This is a genomic window from Pontimonas sp., from assembly GCF_031581085.1.
Classification (GTDB): Bacteria; Actinomycetota; Actinomycetes; order Actinomycetales; family Microbacteriaceae; genus Pontimonas.
The window spans coordinates 1-3,283 of sequence record NZ_JAVLBO010000044.1 but is presented as its reverse complement, the minus strand read 5'-3'; the positions used below and the strand labels follow the sequence as shown (position 1 = coordinate 3,283).

Below are 3,283 nucleotides of genomic sequence, written 5' to 3'. Positions count from 1 at the left end.
GCGACGAGAAGAGCGAAGTACACCAGCGGGGTGTAGGCCGAGAGGATGCGCCCTTCCGGTCCAAGCGCCAACATCAGCGGGTAGCTAATGCCCCGCTTATAGGAATCGGCAATGACCTCGGTGTCGTCGAACTCGCCCTGGATAGCGAAGATCGCCATGGAGAGCATGCTCGCGCTATCGGAGTGGTGGCGCTCGCCGACTCCGAGCACGTATTTGGTCAAGATGGCCACCACCGAGCCGACACCGAACAGGCCGACGGCGAGCCCCGCAGTGCTCCAGGCGCGGTATCGAGTCGCCACGGCCACCGCAACGGCGAGGATGCTGATGATCAGCCAAGCCTCTAGCGCCCATTCGGGGCGTCCGAGCGACCAGGCGGTAAATGCGGACCAGGTGCGAAGTAGTGTGCTGGCGGCGACGGCGAAAAAGGCGAGGACAATCCAGTGGCGAATGCCAAAAAGGAGCCCGAGCGCGACGCCGGAGAAGCCCATGAGGGCGAGAACGAGGGCTTCGACGACGACCGGTTGCATCACGAGGGGCGGATTTCGTCGATGCTGAGGAGGTCTTCGAGGGGCACGGGGCTTACGTCGCGAAGGAGGTTTTCTTCAATCAGGGCCATTTCTTCCTTGTCCTGCTCGCGGTTGGTGAGCACCCCGATGAAGCGTGGTGGGTCGTCGCCCAATAGTTCTTCCGACCAGGAGACGAAGTAGTAACAGGTATCGCGGTCTGCCATTTCTTGACCGGATCGACAGTGAATCCGGCTGTAGACCCTGTGGTGGGGATATAGGGCGTCCCGGATGCCGAGTTCTGAGACGTCGAGAGGAGGCAATGACGCATCGACCTCAGTGGACAAAGCGCCCTGGCGGTCCATCCATTGGCTGTAGAGCATGCCGACTCGAAGCGCATCAGGATTCCCCGGTGGCGTGACGAAGCCGACGTGGGTGGCCGTCGATTCAGGGAATTTTTCCCACAGCCACCACGAGTGGGAGTGGATGGCCATTGAGCGCCACTCCCAATTTTCGGCGATATCTGCGCCGTTGAAAACCGGCGCCCGGGGGGTCATGATTTGCGGAACGAGCGTGACGTTAAGACCCACACCCAGGGCCAACCCCAGCCCAATGAGGCTCACCCTCCAGCGGTTTATCAACGAGCCCCTCCCTGGCGTGTCGTAGCCACTCGAGTCTACGGCTGAGAATCCCTCACGGATTACAGCGGAATGTTGCCGTGCTTTTTGGCCGGTGGGTCGACGCGCTTACCGCGAAGGGCGCGCAGGGACTTGATGATCATCACCCGGGTCGCTGCCGGTTCGATCACGCCGTCGATCTCGCCGCGCTCAGCGGCGAGAAATGGACTGGCGACACTGATGGTGTAGTCGTCGGCGAGTTGGGCACGAACGTCATCGACGTTCTTACCGTCCTCCTCGGCCTCTTTAATTTCGGAGCGGTAGAGAATATTGACGGCCCCTTGGCCGCCCATCACGGCAATTTCGGCCGTGGGCCACGCGTAGTTCAGGTCCGCACCCAGAGACTTGGAGCCCATCACAATGTAGGCACCGCCGTAGGCCTTGCGGGTAATGACGGTCAGCAGCGGCACGGTTGCCTCGGCGTAGGCGTAGAGCAATTTGGCGCCCCGGCGGATTACCCCGGTCCACTCTTGGTCTGTTCCGGGAAGATAACCCGGCACATCCACCAGTGTGAGAATCGGAATGTTAAACGCGTCACAAAAACGGACAAACCGGGCCGCTTTTTCCCCGGCATCAATGTTAAGCGTGCCGGCCATGTTCTTGGGTTGGTTGGCGATCACTCCCACCGAGTGGCCCTCCACCCGGGCAAAACCGATGACCATATTCGGGGCAAACAGCGGCTGGACTTCCAAGAAAGACCCCGCATCGACGACCAGGTCAATGACCTGCAAGACGTCGTAGGGCTGGTTGGTGCTATCCGGGATGATGGAGTTCAGCTGTCGATCCCGGTCGGTAATTTCTAACTCGGCGGAACTCACGTATTCGGGTGCGCCAGTGTCGAAGCGCTCGGGGAGGTAGGACAGCAGCACTCGGGTGTAGTCGAAGGCGTCTGCTTCGTCACTCGCGAGGTAGTGCGAGACCCCCGAGGTCCTGTTGTGGGTGAGACCACCACCCAGCTCTTCCATTCCGACGTCTTCGCCGGTAACGGCTTTGATGACGTCGGGGCCCGTGACAAACATTTGACTGGTCTTGTCGACCATGATGACAAAGTCGGTGAGGGCGGGGGAATACACCGCGCCACCGGCTGCCGGTCCACAGACGATCGAAATTTGGGGAATCACTCCAGAGGCCGCGGTGTTGCGCTTAAAAATTTCGCCGTATTTGCTGAGCGCCACCACGCCTTCTTGAATACGGGCTCCGCCCGAATCCAAAATCCCAATGATGGGCACCCCGGTCTTGATGGCGAGGTCCATGATTTTCATGATTTTCTCGCCGGCGACCTCCCCCAAAGAGCCACCGAAGATAGTGAAGTCTTGGGAGTAGACGGCGACCTGGCGACCGTGAATCGTTCCCGTGCCAATCACGACGGAGTCGCCGTAGGGGCGGGCTTTGTCCATCCCGAAGGCGGTGGTGCGGTGGCGCACAAACTCGTCTAACTCGACAAACGAGCCCTTGTCGAGGAGCTGTTCGATGCGCTCCCTCGCCGTTTGCTTACCTTTGGCGTGCTGTTTGGCAACTGCTGTTTCTCCCGCAGCGGTCACCGCCTCGTGGTAGCGCTTTTTTAACTCGGCGATTCGCTCTTTGGTCCCCAGCGGATTGACCGGTTTGTCAGCAGAAGTCATCCTCACAGACTAAGCCAGTCAATGCACCACACGTTTGTGCCAAGCCTCCTACCGAAAACTTTTCTCGTTGGCCATAGCCAACAAGAACATCACCGACAAGTACAGCCGACAAGAACACCGCCACCCAGAAGGTGTGGGCTAGTTCGCACCGACGGGGCTCAGTAGTCGATCCACCACGTCTTCATTGATGGTCGTCTCACCCGGAGACCACACTTCGGCGATTCCTTCTGCAAGCGCCGGGGCAAGGGTCCTCGAAAATTCGACCGTGAAATGGTCGCGGTCTCGCCACATCAGCATGGTGCCGTCAATTGCGGGGCAGTATTCGGCGTCGCACCACTGCTCGGTGAGGTCGACCGGGAGGACATTGTCTGGCGAGTCCGCCATGTCAAAGTCCACGGCCAACACCGAATCGCGCGGAATCGCGCAGGCGGAAGGATCGTCGAGATTATCGGCCACGCAGCGCGAGGGGTCCTCGTCAAAC

Annotated in this window: 4 protein-coding genes; all 4 read right to left on the bottom strand. The window is 60.0% G+C overall.

The window, feature by feature from the left end; translation table 11 throughout:
* Nucleotides 1-530 (bottom strand): hypothetical protein (locus RI518_RS07605; RefSeq protein ID WP_310689781.1); only part of this gene is annotated, 530 nt, incomplete at its 3' end.
* The gene (locus RI518_RS07600; RefSeq protein WP_310689780.1) at nt 527-1,126 is read right to left on the bottom strand and encodes a hypothetical protein; all 600 of its coding nucleotides are present in this window, start codon (nt 1,124-1,126) and stop codon (nt 527-529) included. The genes RI518_RS07600 and RI518_RS07605, both read right to left, overlap by 4 nt.
* A 77-nt stretch (nt 1,127-1,203) precedes the next feature.
* Entirely contained in the window at nt 1,204-2,802 is a 1,599-nt protein-coding gene (locus RI518_RS07595) for an acyl-CoA carboxylase subunit beta (RefSeq protein ID WP_310689779.1), read from the bottom strand.
* 138 nt (nt 2,803-2,940) lie between these two features.
* A partial coding sequence (locus RI518_RS07590) for a hypothetical protein (RefSeq protein ID WP_397428167.1) occupies nt 2,941-3,283 on the bottom strand: 343 nt, incomplete at its 5' end.

Coding starts and splice junctions, on each gene's coding strand:
- RI518_RS07595 (WP_310689779.1), bottom strand. CDS start 2,802: ATGACTTCTGCTGACAAACCGGTCAATCCGCTGGGGACCAAAGAGCGA.